This window comes from Streptomyces sp. NPDC047981, from assembly GCF_040653315.1.
GTDB lineage: Bacteria > Actinomycetota > Actinomycetes > Streptomycetales > Streptomycetaceae > Streptomyces.
Map to the genome: position 1 here is coordinate 1 of NZ_JBEZNQ010000005.1, position 19,742 is coordinate 19,742.

General features: G+C 70.8%; 19 protein-coding genes. 7 read left to right on the plus strand and 12 right to left on the minus strand.

Annotated elements, in window-relative coordinates:
* Positions 1-204: 204 nt before the first annotated feature.
* The 5 genes from AB0E14_RS04610 to AB0E14_RS04630 all read left to right on the plus strand — a co-directional run bounded on the left by AB0E14_RS04610 (position 205) and on the right by AB0E14_RS04630 (position 3,503).
* Entirely contained in the window at positions 205-825 is a 621-nt protein-coding gene (locus AB0E14_RS04610; protein ID WP_362411901.1) for a hypothetical protein, read from the plus strand.
* Positions 819-1,211, plus strand: a complete 393-nt coding sequence (locus AB0E14_RS04615; protein WP_362411903.1) for a hypothetical protein — start codon at positions 819-821, stop codon at positions 1,209-1,211. The genes AB0E14_RS04610 and AB0E14_RS04615 overlap by 7 nt, the downstream gene beginning before the upstream one ends.
* A gap of 163 nt (positions 1,212-1,374) precedes the next feature.
* Positions 1,375-1,935, plus strand: coding sequence for a hypothetical protein (locus tag AB0E14_RS04620; protein ID WP_362411906.1), 561 nt, complete (start codon positions 1,375-1,377; stop codon positions 1,933-1,935).
* 71 nt (positions 1,936-2,006) lie between these two features.
* Positions 2,007-2,450 (plus strand): hypothetical protein, encoded by a 444-nt coding sequence (locus AB0E14_RS04625; protein ID WP_096631661.1) that lies wholly within the window; start codon positions 2,007-2,009, stop codon positions 2,448-2,450.
* Between the two features lie 180 nt (positions 2,451-2,630).
* Positions 2,631-3,503, plus strand: coding sequence for a hypothetical protein (locus tag AB0E14_RS04630; protein WP_362411910.1), 873 nt, complete (start codon positions 2,631-2,633; stop codon positions 3,501-3,503).
* 77 nt (positions 3,504-3,580) lie between these two features.
* Here AB0E14_RS04630 and AB0E14_RS04635 read toward each other — a convergent pair whose 3' ends face one another.
* On the minus strand, positions 3,581-4,069 hold the full coding sequence (locus AB0E14_RS04635) for a hypothetical protein (RefSeq protein WP_362411913.1): 489 nt from the start codon (positions 4,067-4,069) through the stop codon (positions 3,581-3,583).
* Positions 4,070-4,255: 186 nt separating this feature from the next.
* Here AB0E14_RS04635 and AB0E14_RS04640 point away from each other — a divergent pair, with 186 nt between their 5' ends.
* Positions 4,256-4,672 carry a hypothetical protein gene (locus AB0E14_RS04640; RefSeq protein WP_362411916.1) on the plus strand — a complete coding sequence of 139 codons (417 nt, stop codon included), beginning with the start codon at positions 4,256-4,258 and terminating at the stop codon, positions 4,670-4,672.
* Between the two features lie 29 nt (positions 4,673-4,701).
* On the opposite strand, the gene AB0E14_RS04645 is transcribed toward AB0E14_RS04640, so the two are convergent.
* Both AB0E14_RS04645 and AB0E14_RS04650 read right to left on the minus strand, forming a co-directional pair.
* Positions 4,702-4,986, minus strand: coding sequence for a hypothetical protein (locus AB0E14_RS04645; RefSeq protein ID WP_362411919.1), 285 nt, complete (start codon positions 4,984-4,986; stop codon positions 4,702-4,704).
* 74 nt (positions 4,987-5,060) lie between these two features.
* Entirely contained in the window at positions 5,061-5,363 is a 303-nt protein-coding gene (locus AB0E14_RS04650) for a hypothetical protein (RefSeq protein ID WP_362411922.1), read from the minus strand.
* A gap of 459 nt (positions 5,364-5,822) precedes the next feature.
* Between AB0E14_RS04650 and mobF the strand changes: the two genes are divergently transcribed.
* Positions 5,823-10,832, plus strand: coding sequence for a MobF family relaxase (gene mobF, locus AB0E14_RS04655; RefSeq protein WP_362411925.1), 5,010 nt, complete (start codon positions 5,823-5,825; stop codon positions 10,830-10,832).
* A gap of 58 nt (positions 10,833-10,890) precedes the next feature.
* Here the strand turns inward: mobF and AB0E14_RS04660 are convergent, their stop codons facing one another.
* The 9 genes from AB0E14_RS04660 to AB0E14_RS04700 form a co-directional block, all read right to left on the minus strand.
* On the minus strand, positions 10,891-12,750 hold the full coding sequence (locus AB0E14_RS04660; protein WP_362411928.1) for an ATP-binding protein: 1,860 nt from the start codon (positions 12,748-12,750) through the stop codon (positions 10,891-10,893).
* 103 nt (positions 12,751-12,853) lie between these two features.
* Positions 12,854-13,540, minus strand: a complete 687-nt coding sequence (locus AB0E14_RS04665) for a hypothetical protein (protein ID WP_362411931.1) — start codon at positions 13,538-13,540, stop codon at positions 12,854-12,856.
* 312 nt (positions 13,541-13,852) lie between these two features.
* Positions 13,853-15,082, minus strand: coding sequence for a hypothetical protein (locus AB0E14_RS04670; RefSeq protein WP_362411934.1), 1,230 nt, complete (start codon positions 15,080-15,082; stop codon positions 13,853-13,855).
* A 7-nt stretch (positions 15,083-15,089) separates the two neighbouring features.
* Positions 15,090-15,530, minus strand: a complete 441-nt coding sequence (locus AB0E14_RS04675) for a hypothetical protein (RefSeq protein ID WP_362411937.1) — start codon at positions 15,528-15,530, stop codon at positions 15,090-15,092.
* Positions 15,531-15,567: 37 nt separating this feature from the next.
* On the minus strand, positions 15,568-16,419 hold the full coding sequence (locus AB0E14_RS04680; protein WP_362411940.1) for a hypothetical protein: 852 nt from the start codon (positions 16,417-16,419) through the stop codon (positions 15,568-15,570).
* Complete coding sequence (locus AB0E14_RS04685; protein WP_362411943.1) at positions 16,416-16,940, minus strand: hypothetical protein; 525 nt, start codon at positions 16,938-16,940, stop codon at positions 16,416-16,418. Before AB0E14_RS04685 ends, AB0E14_RS04680 begins: the two co-directional genes overlap by 4 nt.
* Positions 16,933-18,420 carry a type IV secretory system conjugative DNA transfer family protein gene (locus tag AB0E14_RS04690; RefSeq protein WP_362411946.1) on the minus strand — a complete coding sequence of 496 codons (1,488 nt, stop codon included), beginning with the start codon at positions 18,418-18,420 and terminating at the stop codon, positions 16,933-16,935. Before AB0E14_RS04690 ends, AB0E14_RS04685 begins: the two co-directional genes overlap by 8 nt.
* On the minus strand, positions 18,417-19,421 hold the full coding sequence (locus tag AB0E14_RS04695) for a hypothetical protein (RefSeq protein ID WP_362411949.1): 1,005 nt from the start codon (positions 19,419-19,421) through the stop codon (positions 18,417-18,419). Before AB0E14_RS04695 ends, AB0E14_RS04690 begins: the two co-directional genes overlap by 4 nt.
* Positions 19,418-19,726 carry a hypothetical protein gene (locus tag AB0E14_RS04700; RefSeq protein WP_362411952.1) on the minus strand — a complete coding sequence of 103 codons (309 nt, stop codon included), beginning with the start codon at positions 19,724-19,726 and terminating at the stop codon, positions 19,418-19,420. The genes AB0E14_RS04695 and AB0E14_RS04700 overlap by 4 nt, the downstream gene beginning before the upstream one ends.
* Between the last annotated feature and the right edge of the window lie 16 nt (positions 19,727-19,742).

The window sequence follows — 19,742 nt, forward strand, 5'->3', positions numbered from 1 at the left end:
ATCGAGCCGGCCCGGCCGCGTCCGCGCCGAACCGCCCGGGCCGCACCCCGCGCCGTACGCACCACCAGGCCGCCGACCGCCGTAGCGCGCGGCCGCATGAGCCCGGCGTCCGTGCGCCCGCCGGCCGACCGCGTCCGCGGCGGCATCGAGCCGCCTCGTGCGCGAACACCCTCGCCACTCCCGCCGTCCGTACAAGAAGGTCCCATGCCGCACCGAACACCGCCGTCCCCGACGGCCGCTCAGGAAGACGAGTTCGACATGTACGGCGTCCAGATGCCCCTCGGAGGCTGGACGTATGCCCTCGACGACACACCCGTGGTCTACGGGTCCGGCTGGTACCCCTTCCACCGACACGTGCAGCGGACCGAGCCGCACCCCGCCGCGCCCCTCCTGACCCGCTCGGCCAGCACCGGGCGAACCGTGCCCACGAGCGTGCGCATCTCACCGGACACCGAATTCCGGTCGTGGCGCAACGAGTACACCGTGCTCCGCCCCTACGACCACCGGGTCCACGCACACCTGACGCTGTTCGTCGAACCGCGCGGTGCCGGCGCGATGATCCGCCGTGTCACCGCCGAGATCGACCTCCGCGCCTCCCGCGTCACCGTCCCAGCGCAGTGCCCCGTCCACCTCCGAGAGCAAGCCGAGGTCAAGGCGCAGCGAGCGATGGCCCTCCTCCTCGCAGCGCGCGCGGAACGACGTCACGGCCGCCCGGCTCCGGCAGCCGTACTCCACCCCGGTCTGCGCCACCGCAGCCCCCGCTACCCCGACACGGTCGAGGCCCCACGGCTCGCGGCCGCCGCCACCACTCAGGAGACATGGTGATCGTCTACGTCCGCTTCCGACCCAACGACCGCGCCGAGTACGGGCCGCTGGAAGTCATCTCCTCGCTCGGGGTCGCCCAGGGCGAGCTGTCCCGCAGGGCCCGTGATGGGCAGGGCACCATCAACACCGCCACCACCGTTCTCACGGTCGCGAAGGAGCGGAACGCGACGATCTACCAGGCACTCCGGAGTTTGTGGTCGCTGAAGCGCGAGGCCCTGGACGACTGCGACGGCACGGCGTCGATGCTCGTGTGGGAGCCCGGCCCGAACGGCGCCCCGCCGCCCGAGGACGCCGACCCGGCCGAGCGCTGGACCGTGCGCGGGCCGGCGTGCGTGGTCGAGCGTGAGCCGGTGCGCGGCAGGATCCAGGCGAAGCGAGGACTGTGAGTCGGCTGCCTGCCGGCGCTCCCAGTGCCCGTAGATGAGGCGGCGCCTCTCGTGGGGCCGCTTTCACTTCTGGCACCCCTGTGACGTACCCGGGGCTGCCCACGCCCCAACGCAACGGTCAATCAAGACGGTCGCCCGCGCGGCGGCCGGGAACGGACACCTCATGCCCGAGCGGGCCATCCTCGACTGGCTCGGACCGGACGGCCGGACCGAAGCACGGATCTATTCGCGTTGGGGACCCCCGACGCACCAGATCCCCGCCCTCGCCGACTACGTGGCCACTCTCGCGCGGCCCGAGCAGATCACCCTGGCCGGATACCGGGCATGGGTCCACGCCGGGGCGCCCCACCTCGTCACCGCCGTCGTCCCGCCGTCCGTACCGGAGCGCCCCGGCCACCCCGACTACCGGTACACCGTTCGTACGAACCCGTTCCGCGTCACCGTACGGGGCCAGCGCGAGGGCGCCTGGGCCGACCTCGCTTCGGCCGACTCCCCCGGCGACCTCTTCGCCGCTGCCGCGCGCATCCTTTCCGAACAGGCCCTCCGCATCCGATCCCTCGCGGAAGCCCTCCCCCTCTCGCCGTTCGCCGCCTACCTCGGAAGCCCCGACTCGCTGGAGGCCGCCGCGATCCGGCACGAGGCCAACGCCGCCGCCGCCGGCTGGTGGCCCGACGAGCATGACCTCCCGGTGGCGTCGCTTGACCCGACCACCCAGAATAGGTAATTTAGTAAACGTCGGAGACGGGAGGGCAAGCCCGGCCCCGGCCACCACGACCACCCGAACAGGAACAGATCATGACCACCACACTGGACCTCCAGCACGACAGCGCCACCACACACGTGCTGCACCAGACCCGCACCACCGCACCCGCCATCGCCGAGGCCATCGGACACGTCAGCCCCTGCACCCACCTGCCCGCGTGGCACAGCGCACCGATCACGCTTCCCGCCGATCTCCGTGAGCACCAGGAGCACGCTCGACGCTTCCGCACCGAACTCACCGAGACCGCATGCACCTGCCTCCACGGCCTCCCCGAACAGCTCCTCGCTGACCTGGCCCGCCGCTGGGCCGACGTGCTCGACGCCGGAGTCTGGTACGGGCAGTCCGCGCACCGATCCTCACCGGAGGTCCGCGACCACAGCCGTCGCGAGTTCGATCGAGCCCTACGCGACATCCGAGCCCTCGCCGACTGGATCACCAGCGGCACCGCCGCACACACCGCCCGAGGAGCGTGGTGAAACAGCCATAGCCACCCGTACGAGCAACCGCACCGAACGCCGTGCCACACACCACCACGGCGCCTCGGCCGACGACGGACACGACCCTCTCGTCCCCACAAGCGAGAGCGCCGCCCCGTCGTCGGCCTCTTGGCGTCCCCCAAGCCGCCGAGCGCCGGCCACCACCAGGAGCACCAGCCCATGAAACCGATCAACGAAGTGCGCACAGCCTTCGCCAAACTCCCTCCGAAGATCACCAACAAGCAGATCGCTGACGCGACCGGCCTCACCCTCCACGGCGTCCGGAACTGGGTGTACGACAAGGAGCTGTTCGCCGACTTCCCTCCCGAGCTCCCCGAAACCGGACCCCGCGGCGTCAAGTTCCGCGACCGCGACCTCGTCCTGACCTGGATCGTCGACAGGTTCGGCGGAGAGGACACCGCCTCTGGCCCCCGCGACGTCGCGGAGGCAGCGCGTCGCGCTCGTCCCCGCCGCGCGAAGATGGACAGCAAGGACCTCGCGCGCACCCTCGGGATCAGCGTCCGCGGCGTGAACTACTACGCCAGCGCCTACAGCGCGGAGAAGACCGACACCCCCTTCCCCGAGCCGGACGAGAACGGCGAACGGGACTGGCCGGCCGTTCGCGAGTGGATCCTGCAGAACGCCGAGCGGGAGCGGAAGCCGTCCAAGACCTCCACCCGCGATGCCCGCGGTCTCACCACGAGGGAGCAGGAGGTACTCGAGCTGGTGCAGGGCGCCGAGAAGGCCGGCACCACCGTCACGCCGGCCTGGCTCGCCGAACAGCTCGGCCTCAAGACGACCGACTCCGCCAACCGGCTCCTGCGGGCAATCGAACCCCACCGCGGCCAGGCCGCCGACAGGCTCCGACCGACCGCCCTAGCCGAAGCCGTCGGCACCACCACCGACATGCTGAAGTACTACGCCAAGACGTACGGCAACGACCCGGACGACCCGTTCCCGGCGAAGGACTCCAACAGCGCCCGAAGCGTCACCGAGGTGAAGGAGTGGATCGAGCGGCGTGAGAGGGCCGCCAAGGCCGGCCGCCGGTCCTAGCCCGTACGACCCGGTGAACAGCAGACGGCCCTCCTCGCCGCGCAGGTGCGCGGCGAGGAGGGCCGTCCCGTGTTGAACTACGCGGCCGGCACCTCGGCCGTCGGCACCACGTCGCTCGCGGCCGCGGAGCTGGTGACCGCGGCAGCCCCACCCGCCGCCGGGCCGTCCTCCGTAACCGCGCCTTCGGCTGCGCCAGCCTGGGCATCAGCAGCACCCTTCGCTCCATCCGTACCGTCAGATGCTTCTGCCGCCTCGTCCTCGTCCTCCTGGTTCAGGAAGCGACGTATCTCCCGAAGCGACAGGCCGAGCTCATCAGCGGCGCTCTGCTGGCTGCCGAACACGTCGACGGCTTCGACGATGGTCTTCGCCATCTCCTTCTCGACGGTGGCCGCCTCGTCCGCCGCGTCCTTCTCGATCGCAGCGATCTTCCGTTCCTTCTCGTCCTGGATGGTGGCCAGCTTCTTCTCGTGCTTCTCGACCGCATCCAGGACCTTCAGCTGCCGCCTCTGCTTGTCCCGGAGCCTCTGCTTCCGGGACAGCACCGATTCGTTGTTACGTGAAGTCATGCCGGGATCTTAGGCAGACGCCCAGACCACAGGTAAGGCCGGACCCCGCCCCCGACCTGCGGCGATGCTCACACTCGACCGAGAGCAGGCAGACGGGCCGTCGCGCCTGCCTCCGTTTCCGCCGCCCCGAAGAGTCGTTGAGCAGCGAGCCGCAGAAGCTGACTGCCACGTGAAGGAGCGACCGGAATGACGGACCCTGTGCTCTACGCCGTCGAGTACGACCCCAGACCCGTACCGCTGCCCTGCCTGAAGTGCGGTGTGCTGGTCGAGCACAGCAGCGAACCGTTGATCTTCGCCTACCCTGCCCACGGCCCGAGCGGTGTCCTGTGCGAACCATGTCGCGATCGAGCACCTGAACCGGTGAAGACCTACTACCTTGCCACGCTGGCCGGCAACATCACCCTCGCCGCACAGGTGTGCAACCTCATGGGCGTCGAAGCAGGTCCCGGAGCGGCGGCCACAGCCATCCCCGTGCCGGTCCCGCCCATGGGCCTTGACGAGGCCCTGCGGCGCGCCGCCGAGACGCCGGAGGTTCGAGCAGCCCTTGAGCAGCGGGAGAAGGCACGGAAGGCCGCCTCCGCCTACCTAGTGCCGGCCAGCTGAGCCGCAGTGGCGCGTACGGCGGCGTCAGGTCAGGGGCGCCCTGCACCGCCGCGGAGCTTCCGCAGGAGGTCGCTCAGTAGCTCGGCGTCTGCCGCGTCCATCAGCGTGATCACCGCGGTACCGCGTAGTGCGGAGGCGACGGCGCGGAGGTCCTCGTCGCTGTAGTCAGAGGCGACGGTGAGCAGGTCCCTGTCGCTGTAGTCGCTCATGCGCAGGCCCAGATCGTTCATCCGCTCAACCAGCGTGCGGAACGTGCCCGCAGTATCGACAGCTTGGCGGGTCAGGTCAGCAAGAGCGTCGTTCCGGTTCGCCATATCTCCAGGATGGACTGGGCGAGGATTGCCGTCAGCGGGACGTCTCGGGCACTGCGCGGACGAGGGGGGCGGGGTCACCCATGGGCATGGTCGATTTCGGCGAGGGCGGCGCGGGCTTGCTCGACGTCGAGGAGTAGCGCGAACTCTTCGAACGACACCGCCATCACCTCGTCCGGGGCGGGCTGCTGGCCCTCGGGCGTCCGGCGTACGGCCAGTTGCGCGGCGCCGCGAGCCACCATCTGCTCACGGGCCGCGTCATCCAGGGTGTCGTCATTGAGCGCGGCCAGGACCTGCCGCCACAGCGTCACCGCTCGCGCCCGCTGCGAGGCGAGGGCACTGCGGTGTCGGCGCGGCAGCGTGGTGCTCCTCGTCGTCACCGGGCCAGCGGCCGAAAGGGCCGTCGGGCTGCTCAGGCGTGGCGCCCAGGACGCCGGGACCCTTGGTTCGGTGCGGCGGCAGCAGAATCACGTCGGCCACCCTACGCGGCCGCCAGCAGTCGGTGGAGGCCGAGGCCCTCCTCCCGCCACTGCGGACCTGGTCATGCGACATCGTCGGCCTGCTCTCCGACAACGTCGCCTACAAGCTCCGAATGCTCCCTGACCGCCACCAGCCACTGACACGCACTGTGCCTCACGCTGACGCAACTCTGCGTTCCGCAGATGCTCTGACCTGCACCGACGCTCGTCATCGAGATCTGTGCCAGATCATCCAGCCACACCATGTGCATTACCTTTGGCATATGCGGCCCGATCAAATACGATCACCGTCATGAACGACTCGATCACGCTCTCCCCGGCCCCGCGCCTGAGCGTGTCGAGAGGACGGCGCGGACGCCCTTGCTGACGATCCATCCCGTCAGCGCCGGCACCGGTATCGACTACCTCCTCAGCACCGTCGCGAGCGACGACCGGACCCTCGGCGTCAAGGAGAACGCGGACCACTGGGCCGCCGGGGCCGACACCCCTGGAACCTGGATCGGCCTTGGTGCCGATGCCCTCGGCCTCTCCGGTGAGGTCTCCCAGGAGCACGCGGACGCCCTGTTCAAGTTCGGCGAAGACCCGATCACCGGTGAAGCCCTGGGGCGCCGGTGGCGCCAGTACAGGACCGTCGAACAGCGATACGCCGAGCGGCTTCGCCTGGAGCCCCAGGCATCCGCCGCCCGCAAGAAAGAGCTCCGGGACCAGGTCGAGCGCGAGGGCGAGCGCTCGGCTCGCGCCGGCTGGGAGATGGTCGTCGCCCCCGTCAAGTCCTTCGCCGTGGCGTACGCCCTGGCGGACAACGAGGGACGGGGGAAGCTGCTCCAGATCGAGGAGCGGGCCTTCCTGAAGATGTGGAACCGCATCGAAGCCGACGCCGCCTACGCGCGCATCGGAGCCAACGGCGTGGCCCAGATACCCACCGACGGACTGACCGCAGCCATCTTCGTCCACCGCTCCAGCCGTGCTGGTGATCCTGCCTTCCACCGGCACATCGCCATCAGCTCGAAGGTCTTCGCCGACGGCAAGTGGCTCGCCCTCGACGCCCGTCCCCTTCACCGTCAGCGCGTCACCTTCGGCGAGATCTACGCCGCCGAGCTCGAACGCGGCATGGCACAGGACCTCGGGATCACCGCCGTCGAACGTGAGGACAGCCTCAGCTTCGACAAGCGCCCGGTCCGCGAGTTCCGAGGCATCGGCAAGGAACTGATCAGCGAGTTCTCCACTCGACGGAAGCAGACCGAGCGCCACCTGCGGACACTGATGTCCACGTTCCGGCAGCGCGAAGGCCGGGAGCCGAACCGTGCCGAGGCGTACCAGCTCGCCCAGGCAGCCGCCCTCACCCAGCGTCCTGACAAGGAACTACGGAGCCGCGAGGACGAACGCGCCCACTGGCGCGAACGGGCCCGCCGCCGGGGGCTCCGCCGTCCCGAGCAGGTCCTCGCTCTCGGCCGCGAGGAGTCCGACCGTGCCAGCCGGCGAGCTACCGATACCCCGGAGGCCCACGCCCTGGAGGCGCGTCGGGTGACCCGCCTCGAGGACATCCCCGCCGCCGCAGTGAGAGTCCTCGAACAGCAACGCGAGACCTGGACCCGACCCAACGCCGAGGCCGAGGTCGTACGTCAGCTCGTCTCCAGCGGACTGCACATCACCCTCGAAGGCCGCTTCGAGGAAGCCGTTCAGCAGCTCACGACCGCCACGCTCTCCCCCGAGCACTGCGAACTCGTGGACATGCCCGAACTGCTGCCCGTCCCCGCCGCCTACCGGCGCGCGGACGGCACCTCCCTCTTCCACGACGCCGGCTGCACGCGCTTCACCTCCCACCACATCAAGGCAGCGGAACGAGCCGTCGTGCAGGCCGCAAAGGCCCCGGCCGCCGTGCGCCGCCTGACCCACGCGCAGATATCCGCCGCGCTGCACGCCGGCCACGAGCAGCGCGGGTTCACCCCCAGCGAGGAACAGCTCGCGATCGTCCACGGCGTGTTCACCGGCGACCGCCGAGTCCAGGCGATCATCGGCCGAGCCGGCGCGGGCAAGACCACGATCATGGCCCTGATCCGCGAAGTGGGCGACGCCTACGGCATCCCGGTCATCGGCATGTCCAACGGACAGATCCAGGCGGATGTCCTCGCGGAGGAAGCCGCCATCCGTACGGAGAACATCCGACGATGGCTCACGATGAGCGAGCTGGTCTCCCCCGGCGCGCGGAACTGGAGCCTGCCTGCCGGGGCCATCGTCATCGTGGACGAGGCGGGCCAGGCGGCCTCGACCGACATGGCCAGCCTCCTTCACCAGGTGACGGCCGCAGGGGGCCGACTCCTCCCCGTCGGTGACCCGCTCCAGCTGGGTGCACCTGGGACCGGTGGCCTTCTCGCCCAGATCGAGGAAGACGCGGGTGCGCTCTACCTGACCGAGGTCCGGCGCTTCCGCGACCACGACGGCAAGCTTCGGACCTGGGAGATCGAGGCATCGAAGGCTCTCGCCGAGGGCGACTCCACCAGCTCCTTCGAGGCGTACCACTCCCGAGGCCGCATCCACTTCGGCAGCGCCGACGCCATGGCTGCCGAAGCGTACGAGGCATGGCTCAGGGACACCAAGGACGGCCTCGTCTCCATCCTCATCGCACCCGACAACGCGACCGCCTCGGCCCTGTCCGCCCGCGCCCGTGACGATCGAGTCAGCGCCGGCCTCGTCGACTCGGCCAGGACCATCCGCCTGCGCGACGGGAACGAGCTCGGCGCCGGCGACCGAATCGTCACCCGAGCCATCGACCGCCGAATCCGCGTCCGCGGCGGCCGCGGATACGTCCGCAACGGCGACCTCTGGACCGTCACCAAGGTCCGTCGCGACGGCAGCCTCGTCGTACGCTCCGACCAGTCCAAGGCCAACGCCGTGCTGCCAGCCGCGTACGTTGAGCAGTCCGTCGAGCTCGGCTACGCCATCACCAAGGACCGTGCACAGGGCATCACCACGGACACCGCGCACGCCCTCTTCTCGGCCGGGATGACGCGCAACGCCGCGTACCCCTCAGCGACGCGCGGCAAGTACGAGAACCACATCTACCTCGTGGTCACGCCGGAGATCGAGCCGATCGTCGGTGCCCCGGACCCGGTGCGGACCGCCCGCCAGGCCTGGGCTCAGATCGTCGGCAGGGACGGTACGACCCGCTCGGCCACGGTGGCACAGCGCGAATCCCTCGACGCCGCCGAAGCCCTTCACACCCTGGTCCCCCGGCTGCGGTTCACCCTCGACGACATCGTGGGCGAACAGCTCCTCCGTGAAATCGGGGACCGAATCCCGATGGCCCAGGCCATCGTCACGGCCGAGGCCTGGCCCGCGCTTCGGGACGTCCTCACCCGGATCGAGGCCGGCGGTGAGGATCCGGTCGCCGCGCTTCAGCGCGCCATCCCCACGCGCGGCTTCAGCGACGCGGACGACGTCGCCGCGGTCCTCCACTGGCGTCTGCACACCGATGACCGGGTCCTGCACGCCCTCGACCAGGCGGAGCACCAGACCGGCGCCCTGGGGACGGGGGCCGATCTCCTCGCCCGCCTCCACCTCGTCGTGCCGGCGAGCCGCGAAGACGAGAAGGCCGAGTACGCCCACGCCCTCGCCGAGGCCATCGCGGCCCGCGCGGAGGAGTTGGCCACCACCGCTGCCGAGGAGGCGACCCTCGGCCAGAGCTGGGCAGCCGCCTACGGACGACAGCCCGAGGACCCCGAGGAGGCTCGCCTCTGGCGCTCCCGATTGGCATCCGCCGCCGCGTACCGCGACCTCACCCAGCTCGTTGGCGACGAGCCGCTCGGTCCTGCCCCCGCGCCTGGCCCCGATCACCTCCGCCGTATCTGGAGAGACGCCCAGCCCACCCTGGAGGAGGCCGTGTCCAGCGCCCGGGTGCTCGCCGCCGCCGACGCGGGTGCCCGCTGGCTGGACGCCCTCGGTCCCGTCCCCCTCGACAGCGACCCGCGTCGAGAACTCTGGATCCAGGCAGCCACTGCGATCGACCTGTACCGCGAACGGTGGGACTACGGCCGCGAGGACCTGTCCCTGGGGAGTCGGCCCGCCGACCCCGTACAGGCCCTCGACTACGACCTGGCCCATGCCGCCGTCGACCGCTTCCGCCAGGCGACGCCTCCCTCCGGCACTCCGGAGGAGGACGACCGGGCGCGCCTCCAGGAAGTTGTCCGGCGCGGGGAACTCGGCGCGATCCGGGCGCGGGAGGCCGCGCGTGCCGCTGACGAGGCACACGAGGCAAGGCGCTCCGCCGAGGCGTCCGAGCAGGCCGCAGAGGACATCCGCAACCGTGCTGCGGCCACGCGAAAGGCCATGGAGGACCCGCAGCGGCGCGACGAGCGTGACGCCCTGCACGCGCGGCACGAACGACTCGCGGAACTCGCGGAGCGTGCCGCCGAGGTCGCCAGCGCATCCCGAGCCTGGGCGCAGGAGGCTGAGGATGCCGCCCGCCGCCGAGGTGCGGAGGGCCTGGAGGCGCGTGCCGCTGCGCAGGCAGGACGGGACGCCGAGCGCGCACTGGATGCGCTTGGCCGGGAACCTGAGCCGGCCCCCGCAGGCTGGCGACAGCGACCGTTCGGTGCCCTCACGGGGAGCGCCCTGCGGACAGCGGAGTCCTCCGCGTTGTCCCGAGCACGTCTTGCCGACACGGAAGCCGAAGCAGCGTTCGCTCGCGCGGATCAGCTCGCCGCGGACGCGGCGCCCGGTGGCCGGATCGACGTCGAGACGGCTGCACAGGCGCGGCGCGTGGCGGCCATCCTCGACCTGCGTCAGGCACAGGAACAGCTGGCTGTGGCCGAGTCGGACCATGCTGCTGCAAGGGACCGCCTCGTCACCGTGACGGCTCAGTTGGAGGAGACCGGACGCTTCGGGCGTCCCCTCCTGCGCGGCGACAACCGACGCGCCATCGAGGAGCAACGGGCTCAAGCTGTTGAAGATCTCGCCGACGCCGAGCGGCGTAGGACCGCCTGGCGCGAGGAGATCGAGACGGCCGCGCCCGTTGCCGGCGAGCCCAGCGAGCACGACCAGTTCCTGGAGCAGTGGGAACAGCTCGGCGGCACCGAGGAGGCCGTGGCCGCCAAGGAGAAGGAGATCGCCGCAGCGGACTCCACCCGCGCCCGGACCACCGGCGACCGGATGCGCCGCCGAGCCGAGGCGCAGCGGCAGCGTGCCCTCGAACTCCGCAAGGAGGTCGCCGTACGGGCCACGATGGACCCCCAACTGCGACGGGCAGAAGAGACTGAGCGTGCCCAGGCCGCCCAGGCCGAGGAGCAGCGCCGTGCACACGACGCTGCCCAGGCCGCCGTACGACAGCAACTCGACGACGAACAGAACCGGCGCGACGGGCACCGGTACTGACGAGGCCGGTCATCGGCGGTGCGCGCCGGAGGCCGACCTCGGACCCTCCGTGCAGCGGCTACCTGTGCGCCGCCTCCGGGGCGTCGACGAAGCCGAAGCCGTGAAGCATCCGGTCCAGCGCCTCCCGCAGCAGGCGCTTCCGGGCAGCGGGCGACAGGAGGACCCCCGTTCGCAGGGTGACGGACATGCGCGTCAACGGGCGCCGATCGGTCGCCCCCAGCGGTGCCAGGTCCACGACGTCGTCCAACGGCATCTGCGGTGCTCCATCGTGGCCCTGGCCAGCGGAGATCCCCAGCTCGACTGCCGGGACATCAGCCCACCTCATCGCCGCTGGGTCGTCGACAAGCACCCGCGCGGCGTGATCGGAGGCGGTCTCCCAGGCAGCCTGGAACGCGGCCTCCACCTCCTCCCAGGACAGGCGTTCTTCCCGGCCCGTCCCGCCGCCGGAGGACACCGCCTCCCGCCATGACGGCAGATCGACGCAGAGCTCGGCGCAGGCCACGGCGGCTGGATCGAGCTGGGTGGGAAGCACCGCCATCACGTTGGCCGCGAGTACATGCCTACCTGCGGCACCGGCGAAACTGCTTGAGTAACTGACGGCGTCCGAGGCATTCCGGTGCGGGCCCGGTTCCCAGGAGGAGGCCCGCCAGGACAACCCCCGACGCTCCGTGAGGATCGACGCCACGCCGGCGAGCGGCGAGAACGGAAGCATGTCGGCGAGCTCCCGGCGGCGTGCAGGGCTGATGACGGCGCCCGACAGATCCGCCCACGGCAAGGTGACCGTCGCCCGAACACGCAGCGATGGCTCCGACCCGCTCGTCCAGTTCCGGGATCCCCGCGTTACCTCGAAGCTCGGCGGCTGGCGCGGCTCCCACCGCCATCCGGAGCCGTCGGCCGTCCGTACGAGCTGTCCACGGCCCCAACGACCGCCGTCAAGATCCACGCGTTCCGCGTCCTCGCCGATCACCTCGTGAGCCATGGATCTCGGTGGCGTGTACGGGTAGCCGATCGCTGCGAGCGGGGAGCCAGGAGCACCACTTCCAGCTTCGACGAGTGCCTGCCACACCGGCTCGGCTACGGCGACCGGCCGCTGATGCGGGAGTGCGCACAGGACCCATCCGGTGTGCGCCGGCGGCCGGGGCGCGAAGCGCTGTAGGACGCCGACCCCGCCGTCGTCCCAGTGGACCTCGGAACTTGGCTCCCCCACGGGGGCATCGTGGGTGAGAGCGGCGTACGCCTGGCGGAACTCCTCTTCCCGCGACGGTAGTCCCTGTCCAACCCGGTACCGAGGTCGCTCAGATCGCCGGGCATCCGCTCTGCCGACTGCCTCTTCGACGAGTTCTGCGAGGGCCGCAGCACCAGGGCGTTTCTGGGCTGCCAGCCCCGCGGAGAGGAGCCGGTGAATCTCCGACCGGGGCAGCCAGGTCGTGCCATCCGCTTCGCGGATCGGCACCGCCACCTTCGTGTTGCTCAGGCGACCCGGCTTTCCGACAGGCGCCTCGACGAGGTAGGGAAGGTTCCCGGCAGGCTGCGGTGGGATGTCGATGTAGACGCACAGCAGCTCGCCGTCGCGGTCGATGCGCTCGATGGCGACGTCCCGCGGGGCAGGTGTGATCCGCTCCTTCATGAGGTCGCGGAGTTGCTTGACGTCGAGGGTGACCGGCCCAAGAGGAACGAGTTCCTCCAGGACCTCGCGGCCGTGCTGCTCAAGGGTTCGGATGCCGAAGACGATGAGTCCGCCGTGCTCGGTGTTCGCGAAGGCCGCCACGTGCTTCGCCAAGGACTCCGCTCCCTGGGGACTCCGGAGGTCGTACAGCTGGGCCTTCGCGTCGAGCCACTGGGACTCGCGCAAGCCGAGGAGAGCAGCGGGGTCGCCCGCCCGCAGGGCGGCCCGTGCGCCGTCGAGGTCTATCGCCATCGGGTCAGTATCGCCGCGCCGGGGACCTTGAACGACGAGGTTTTCTCGATCTGGAACGACGATGGGCGGCCCCGGAGGAGCCGCCCATCGTCAGCGTGCTGCTTCAGCCCGTGGAGCGGGCCTTCTCCACTGCGGCCGGCAGCTGAGCGTCGACGAGACCGGGTGCCCCGGTGAGCATCACCACGACGTTGCCCGTGCGGACGGCCACCTGCTTGAGCACCGTGGTGGAGGTTCCGCTGGCGACGGTCATGGTGTGCGCGTACCGCTCGTCGCCGAGGTCCGAGGGCGCACTCGCGCTGCCGATCTCGATCTTCACGGGAGTGGTACCTGACGTCATCGTGAAGCTCGGGCAGGACTCGTACGCCTTGAACAGGGCCCGGGTGCCCTCGGACAGCTTGGCCGGGGTATCGCTGTGCAGCTCCTCGCCCAGCGTCGAGTTCCCCGTTGAGCCAGCGGTGTATGCGAACCCTGCCTTCGCCTTCACGGCGAACGCGAGCTCGCCGTCCTGGGCGCTGTCGCCGAGCTTCTCCAGGGCCGGGCAGCCCGTGATGCCGACGTCGCTTCGCTGCTTCCCGCTGTCCGGTACCTCCGTGTACCCCTGGCCCAGATCTGCGGAGGTGAGGAGGCGCCGGTGCAGCTCGGACTGGCTCACCGGAGGCGTGGTCGTGTCCTCGCCGGCCGCGGCGCTGTTGGCGGCGCCGGGGTGGCTGGTGCCGCTCGCGCTGCTGCAGCCGACGGCGGCCAAGGCGACGAGCGCGGCCAGGGCGAGTCCGGTGGTGCGGTTGTTCATGGAGACCCCCTGGGTGTGTAGGGGGCGACTATAACCACGAGCCCGGACAACGCCGGAGGTCAGGCCCCGTCGTCGGGGCAGCACTGGGAGGCCAGCTTGATCATCCGGAGAGGGTTCCCGGCTCCGGTGTGGACCTCGCAGTCCGGGGACCATTCGGAGATCCCGCCGCAACGGTGGCGCGGGCACGGGCACGGCGGGTCAGGCTTCCCGTTGGGCATGAAGCTGTGCATCTCGGGCCAAGACGGGGGGATGGTGCTCATGGTGCTCTCGATCTGTTCGTCGTACGCGACGGCGGCTGGTGGAGTTCGCGCGTCAGGCGCGGACCGCCCGCTGCTGATGAGGTGTCGCTGCCGTGGCGCGCGCCATCACCGAGGCCCGGGTGGGCTCGGCCTGTGCGGCGACCTGACCGTTAATCTCCCGCCGGATGACGGTCTCAGCCGCGCGCTCCGAGGGAGTCAGTTCCGACCGGCGTGCGACCTCCGTCTTCGCGAGGTCGGCTTGGCCGCGGAGTTCGTTCGCCTGCCCGCGGAGTTCCTGAGCCCGGGCCTCCTTCCGCTCGACATCTTCACGCTCGCTGTTGGCCGCGCGCTGGACGATCTCGTCGTCCGCACCCATGTCCCGAAGCGATGAGGCGAGAGAGCCGCCGCCCGACGCCTCGAAGTTGTCGCGCATCCACTTCGCCTCGCGCTCCGACTCCTCTGCGACGGCCTCAGCCGCATCGGCGAGCTGCCGGGACTTCGCCCCGGTCACCATCAGCTCGTGGTCGGTCATGAGTGACTGCGGGGAGTTCTCCGCGATCCGGTCCGCAGCCTCCTCGGCCTGATCGGGCAGCAGCGCGCTGATCCCGGCCGCCGGGCCGGCGGCATCGACCGCCAGGGGGTTCGGCTTCGCCGGTGCCAGCTCCCCGGCCCACGAGAGGATGTTCTGGCGCACCTCGGCGGCCTTGAACGCGTCCACCGCGTACACGGCGAACTTCTCGTCGGGGATCTCCGCGACCTTGCCGAGTTGGGAGCGGAAGACGACCTCGTCGACGGGGTGAGGGTTCGCCGCCAGGTACTCGTCGACGACCTCGGCCCCCAGCATCGCGTTCATCTCGGACAGGTCGACGTAGTCCTTGGCCTCGGTACGCCAGGCCACGGCTTCCGCCTTCATCTGCACGCAGTCCTGGACCGACATGACCCGGATGCCGTCGATGTCGGCGGGGAAGTACCGCATCTCCATCGGGACCATCTGGATGGTCACCGGGGCGACGTCCAGGCGCTCGGGGTCGCGTACGCCCAGGTTCGCGGCCTGGTCCATGGCCCAGACCTTCTCGACCTCGACCTGGTAGCCGGCCGCCGTGAGCGCGGCGATCACCTCGGCCCGTGCCTGCACGGCGTCCATGCCGGTGTCGGGCATGTTGAACAGGTCGATGTCATCGACCGGTCTCTCGGCCAGGCCGTGGGCCCGCAGCGCCATGCTGCCGGCGAGCGCGTAGTCGTACCTCTCCCCCACGGCATCCAGGGCGATCCGGGCTATCCGCCACTTCTCGTCTTCGTGCACGCGTCAGTCACCGCCGCCCGGCGAGTTCGGGGAACCGGCTCTCCCACACGCGCATGATCGGTTCCTCGGCCAGCCCGGGTCGCCACAGGGACTTCAGCAACGTGCGGTTGAGCAGGATCGCCTGCTGTTCGGCGGTCCCGTCGGCCAGCACCACGCGATACAGCTCCCACAGGGCGGCCGTGTCGGCCGTGTCGACCTCAGAGGGAACCGCTTCCCGGACGAGGTCGCCGGGGACCTGGATCTTGCCTGTCGAAGGGCCGGTCAGGGCTTCGATGTCGGTGACGACGGCGAAGCCGTTGGACGCGCGCCACCGGCTGAGGGCGGGGTCGGCCATGGCCTGCGCGATGTCCGGGGCGAGCCGTCCAGCGGCCACTGCCTGCTGGAGCCGGTCTCGCTGGGCGGCTCGGGCGCGCTCTCCCCGCTCGCGGGGGATGGGAGTGCTGTTCAAGGAGGTCTCCTTTGTCGTGATGAGCGGCCGAGCCAGCCTAGGAAGCCTGCGCAACGGGCGTGATGGGGGCGAGCCACTGGAAGGCCTGCCGGTGGGCGAGGGTGATGTCGCCCTCCACCAGACCTTCGTCGCCCTGGGCGAAGCGCCACAGCAGCCCGCGCAATTCTGTGGATCCTGCGGCCGCGGCACGGCCCGAGTCGCGGGCGGCACCGACGAGAACATGGACCAGTGCGGCGACGTCGCTCTGGACTTCGGAGAGCTCGATCGTGGCGGTACGCCGACCGCGGAGCACGCCGCCCGTGGGCTGCTCGAACGTCACCGAGGCCAGCGACCGCGACACCGGGGCGTTGCGCGCCGGGTACGGAACGGTCCAGTGAACGGTCAGCCAGGGCGCGACTACCTCCGGAACCCGGATGGTCCAGACATCCGTCGAACCGTCCTGCTGCGCGATGGTGGTGGACAGAGCGGAACGACGCGCCTGGTGCCAGGCTTCGTCATCCCCGGCGTACGCGATGGCAGGTGACCGGTCGGGGAGGATGGCGAACAGAGGGAACGCGTCGGCCACATCGAGGATGGACACGAGCCCGTCCCGCCGTGGCCAGCCCGGCTGTGCGGGCTCCGCGTCAGCGGTGCGCCACCACTCGATCGGCTGGTCCAGGGCGTGGCGGGCGTACGGCCAGCCCATGACCTTGGTGAACTGGTTCCCGACGGCGTCCCGGCCCAGAAGCAGGGCTACGGACTGCACGTAGGGCGGGATCGTCAGGCGCATCTGGAGCTGTTGGCGCAGGGCGTCACCGGTGTCGCCCGCGAGGTCGGCGCCGGCGGCCCAGCGGGGCCAGATACGGCCTACGGGCGTGGTCGCGGTCGTCGGTGGCACGGGTACGGTCACTGCTCTACTCCCTGTCGGATCATCTCTTGCAGGCCGGGGTGCTGGGCCGCGGCCGTCATGTCGTCCGAGACCTTGGAATGGACCTCGAAGACGCGGTCGGTGTCCTTGAACTCCCGCGCCCGCTGCTCGGTGTGCTTCTGCGGACCGCACTCCTGAAGCGACAGGCGCGGCATCGTCCGGTACAGGGCGTCGATCCACTCGACCTCGGCCGTGTCCCGCTTGCTCCCCGGGGTGTACGTCCTGACCCAGGAGACGAACAGTGCCGTCAGGTGCTCCCGGACGTCCTTGTGCTCGTACCAGCACGGCGTGACGTGGGCGTGTGTCCACGGGTACGTACGGACCAGCCAGTGGACCCAGGTCCGGAGCTCGGCCAGGCGCTCGCGGCGGACGGGCGGCTCCATCGCCTCCCAGACCCACCCGGCCAGGTCGATGTCCTCGTCGTCGGCATCGTCGAGGATCTCGCCGGTGCTCTCGTCCACCGTGAGGTCGGCGGGGTCGTCAAGGGACAGTTCGTCAGGCATGTGCCAGCTCCTTCTGGGCGGTGGGCTCGTTGATCAGGCGCTGGAGGTCCTCGTCCTTGAACGTCATCCGCAGGCGGACCCGCACCGGCTTCTGGTTGCCGTACTGCACGACGGCGGTCCCGTCCTCCAGCTGCTGGAGTTCGTGGATGGGGGCGAGGTCGCGTTCGCTCGTGGATGTGGTGCTGGAGTGGCCGCCGTCGCTGCCCCGCGTCACCGTCGCCCGCTTCACCTCGGCGCGGCCGAGCATGGTGTTGAAGTACTTCAGCGTCTCGGGGTCGGCGACGCCGGGGAGCAGCATCCGCAGGGGTGAGGCGGAGAAGACGGTGTTCGCCTTGTCGTCGCCGAGCGAGGTGCGTAGCTGGGACAGGTCGTGCCAGATCGTGAGCATCACGATCCCCTGGCCGCGGCCGGTCGTGAGCACCGTCGCGAGGTCCGGGTACCGGAGGACGTTGCCGGCCTCGTCGATCAGCAGGCCGAGAGCGGGAGAGAGCGGCTTGCCGGTGCGGCCGTACTGGGTCTCGGCGGCGTGGATCACCGAGGCGATCAGCGCGGTGATCAGAGGCGCGAAGCGCTTGCTGTCCGATGCGGAGGCGACGATCGCGATGGTGCCGCCCTTGGCGAGGACCTCTTCGGCGGTGAAGTCGCTGCCCGAGCTCGTCTCCCGCACCGCCTTGTCCTGGTAGACGCGGGCGATCACGTTGAGCGTGAGCTGGACCGACCCCTGGCCGTCGGCGTGCAGTCGCCGCCACGGCGAGGCGTAGTCCTCCGCGGCCTCGGTGAAGCCGGCGTCGAGCAGGATGCCCTCGACGGTGTCGGCGGCGTCCTTCCCGAGCGACAGCCAGCGGCGGAAGGCGGTGATGCCCTCCCCGGACACGCGGGCCGCCAGGAGGAGGCCCTTGATGATGGGCTGCGCCTGCTCCAGCCAGGTCTGGGCCTTGGGGTCGGAGCTGTTCGAGGACGCCTCGGCGAGCCACTTGGCCATCTGGTCGGCGTCTTCTTCGGTCTTGCAGTACTCCACCGGGGACCATCGGGCCGTCGCGCGGCCGGGTATGCCCTTGGGGGCGACGACGTAGACCGGCCCGAGCGCCGCCCGGCGGGCGTAGATCATGTCCAGGTCGGACGCCTTGACGGTCGTGATCACCAAGGGGCCGGCCCACTCCAGGGCGTTCGGCAGCAGGAGGCCCATGGACTTTCCGGAGCCCGGGACGCCGAAGGCCAGCCCGGACAGGCAGGGCTCACCGGCGACGAGCTTCTTCGTCACGGTGCCGCGTCCGGCGATCAGCCGGTCCGTACGGGCGGCGAGCTCCTGCTCGGCCCGCAGGTGCTTCTCCACCCGGCGGCCGCCCCAGGTCGCGCCGTCGCCCTGGCGCTCCCACGGCTTGAGCACCATCGCGGCGACAGGGGCGGCGACGCCGAGCAGGGCCCAGGGGCCGTACTGCATCAGACCATCGCCCCCGAAGAGCGAGGGAACGTCGGTCATGAGGGCCTCCTGGACATGGAGTTGATCGGCAGGTTGAGGGAGCGGGAGCGGGCGTCCTTCGCGGCGGACAGGGCCGCGCGGACGCGGGCGACCCCTGTGGCGTTGGTGTCGGGATCGACCGCAGCCACCAGGTCGAGAGAGCTGTAGGGCGGAGGGGTCGGCGTGGGGGCATCGTGGTGCTCGGGCGCCGGCCCCGCCGACGCGCGCCGCTCTGCGGCCTTGGCCCGGTGGTGGTCCTCGCTTCGCTCTGCGCAGCGGGGGCACGGAGCCCCCGAGTCGAGTCCCACGCCGTCCTCGCACCGCGGGTCCGGGCACGATCCGGGCCGCAGCAGGGCTATCGCGACTCCGACAGGGCTCTGGATCGAGGCGGCCTTGACCGCGTAGCCGTGCGCCCACCAGCGGCGCAGCACCCGGGCGCACAGGTCCTTGGGCGTACGGCCGGCGGCGAGAGCAGCCTCTGCGGCGGACTGGATGGCGGTGGGGAGGGGGGACGGCAGCAGGGCGGTGAGCTGTCCCGGCAGGGAATCGAGTACGGCTCGCACCGATGCGGCGGTGACCAGCTCGATGTCCTCCGGGAGGACGCGCGGTTCGGTGGGGCGCCGCAGCGCGGTGCCCCGCTCGGCTGGGGGCGTCGGCTGTGCCCCCGAGGTCTGCGCCGATTCGACGGTGATGGTGACCGCGTCAGAGTGCCGGGCCTGTACCGCTTCAAGCTCCTCGGCCGTGAGTGGGGTGTCGAAGGCGAACAGGTCGGTGGCCCACCGCCCGCCGCGGTTCTCGTGCTTGACTCGGACCAGGTGGCCGGAGGCGATCAGGGCGCGGGCGGCGGCGTGCAGTCGCCGCGCGGGCAGGCCGCGCTCCTCTGCGATCGCGGCCAGAGTGACCGGGTGCCCGTCCGGAGCTTCAAGGAAGGTGGACAGGAGGCTGTCGGCGACCGCATCGAGTCCGGGGCGCCGGCCGGCTCGCTGGGCGACCCGTTCGTCGCGGCCTCGGAAGATCCTCACGATTCACCTCCAGCGGGGTAGACGGCGAAGCCGTCGTGGAAAGGCAGCAGCACGCAGGGCTGGGCCCAGAACTCGGTGGCGTGGCGGGCCAGCGTCTCCGCGGTGGCGTCCGCCGGAAGGCAGGCCAGCGGCTCGTAGCGTTGTTCGTGGCAGCAGCCGCAGGTGAAGAAGGCCCACCAGCCGCCGACCCGGCCCGGGGCCCAGCCGGGCCCGGAGGCCGGGTAGGACTGCTCGAAGACCGTCTGGCCGAGCAGCGGAGGTCCGGGCGCGTGGGCCCGCACACCAGCAGGGGCAGGAGCGTTCATGGAGCAGTCCCCCGGC

Bases quoted from the DNA above. Each gene is read 5' to 3' on its own strand.
- AB0E14_RS04665 (WP_362411931.1), bottom strand. From the start codon at position 13,540: ATGAACAACCGCACCACCGGACTCGCCCTGGCCGCGCTCGTCGCCTTG.
- AB0E14_RS04700 (WP_362411952.1), bottom strand. From the start codon at position 19,726: ATGAACGCTCCTGCCCCTGCTGGTGTGCGGGCCCACGCGCCCGGACCT.
- AB0E14_RS04620 (WP_362411906.1), top strand. From the start codon at position 1,375: ATGCCCGAGCGGGCCATCCTCGACTGGCTCGGACCGGACGGCCGGACC.
- AB0E14_RS04630 (WP_362411910.1), top strand. From the start codon at position 2,631: ATGAAACCGATCAACGAAGTGCGCACAGCCTTCGCCAAACTCCCTCCG.
- AB0E14_RS04615 (WP_362411903.1), top strand. From the start codon at position 819: ATGGTGATCGTCTACGTCCGCTTCCGACCCAACGACCGCGCCGAGTAC.
- AB0E14_RS04645 (WP_362411919.1), bottom strand. From the start codon at position 4,986: ATGGCGAACCGGAACGACGCTCTTGCTGACCTGACCCGCCAAGCTGTC.
- AB0E14_RS04610 (WP_362411901.1), top strand. From the start codon at position 205: ATGCCGCACCGAACACCGCCGTCCCCGACGGCCGCTCAGGAAGACGAG.
- AB0E14_RS04625 (WP_096631661.1), top strand. From the start codon at position 2,007: ATGACCACCACACTGGACCTCCAGCACGACAGCGCCACCACACACGTG.
- AB0E14_RS04635 (WP_362411913.1), bottom strand. From the start codon at position 4,069: ATGACTTCACGTAACAACGAATCGGTGCTGTCCCGGAAGCAGAGGCTC.
- AB0E14_RS04640 (WP_362411916.1), top strand. From the start codon at position 4,256: ATGACGGACCCTGTGCTCTACGCCGTCGAGTACGACCCCAGACCCGTA.
- AB0E14_RS04660 (WP_362411928.1), bottom strand. From the start codon at position 12,750: ATGGCGATAGACCTCGACGGCGCACGGGCCGCCCTGCGGGCGGGCGAC.
- AB0E14_RS04690 (WP_362411946.1), bottom strand. From the start codon at position 18,420: ATGACCGACGTTCCCTCGCTCTTCGGGGGCGATGGTCTGATGCAGTAC.
- AB0E14_RS04685 (WP_362411943.1), bottom strand. From the start codon at position 16,940: ATGCCTGACGAACTGTCCCTTGACGACCCCGCCGACCTCACGGTGGAC.